Genomic DNA, 1,012 nt, shown 5'->3' with positions numbered 1-1,012 from the left:
CACGTAGTCACCGAGGCGGTTGACCGGCGGAACGAGACCCATGTCGATCGTCGGGTCCTCCGGCTTGTCGACGCCCAGCTCGACCTCCGGCGCGCAACCCGTTGCCACATCGGCATCCGAGTCCTTCGCGTCGTCGCCACCGAGGTTCGGCGTCGTCGGCACGTAGTCCTTCACCGCGTCGGGCATGTTCGCGATGTCGAAGCACACCGTGTACTTGCCGTCGGGCAGGTTCGGGAACTCGTAGCGGCCCTGCTCGTTGGTGGTGGTCGTCTTGTCGCCGACCTTCACCGTCACACCGGGCACGCCGGGCTCGTTCGGGTCCTGGACGCCGTTCTTGTTGTCGTCCTTCCAGACCGTGTCACCGAGCTTGTTCGGCGGCCTGATGCCCAGGTCGAGCGTGAGGTCCTCACGCTTCGCCGACCCGAGAGAGGTGTCCGGCGTACAACCGTCCACACCCGCGTCCGAGTCCTTCGCGTCATCGCCGCCCGCGTTCGGCCTCGTCACCAGGTAGGCCTGGTACGGCGCCGGCATGTTGGCGATGTCGAAGCACACCTTGTAGGTCCCGTCGGACAGGTCCTCGAAGATGTACTTGCCGTCCGGACCGGTCTGGGTGGTCTTGTCGCCCAGCTTCACGGTCACGTTCGGCACGCCAGGCTCGTCGCCGTCCTGAACGCCGTTGCGGTTGACGTCGACCCAGACGTAGTCACCCAGCCTGTTCGGCGGGGAGACCAGGCCCATGTCGAGCGTGAGATCCTCACGCTTTCCGCTGCCCAGCGTCGTTTCCGCCGTGCAGCCCTGAGCGTCCGCGTCGGAGTCCTTCGCGTCGTCACCGCCCTGGTTCTGCGTGGTGACCTTGTAGTCCTTCACCGCGGCAGGCAGGTTCGCGAGGTCGAAGCAGACCTTGTACGTACCGTCGGGCAGGTCGGTGAAGATGTACTTGCCCTGCGCGTCCGTCTTCGTGGTCGCGCCGGTGCTCAGCTTCGCCGTCACGCCCTCGACCGGAACGTCCGAC

At 66.2% G+C, this 1,012-nt stretch carries 1 protein-coding gene; it reads right to left on the bottom strand.

The annotated features are described in order from the left end of the window. On the bottom strand, positions 1–1,012 hold a 1,012-nt coding region (locus UK23_RS25530; protein WP_419503900.1), incomplete at both ends, for an SdrD B-like domain-containing protein.

It is taken from the genome of Lentzea aerocolonigenes (assembly GCF_000955955.1).
GTDB classification, from domain to species: domain Bacteria; phylum Actinomycetota; class Actinomycetes; order Mycobacteriales; family Pseudonocardiaceae; genus Lentzea; species Lentzea aerocolonigenes_A.
The sequence above is the reverse complement of the archived record's forward strand: the minus strand, read 5'-3'. Positions and strand labels throughout refer to the sequence as shown.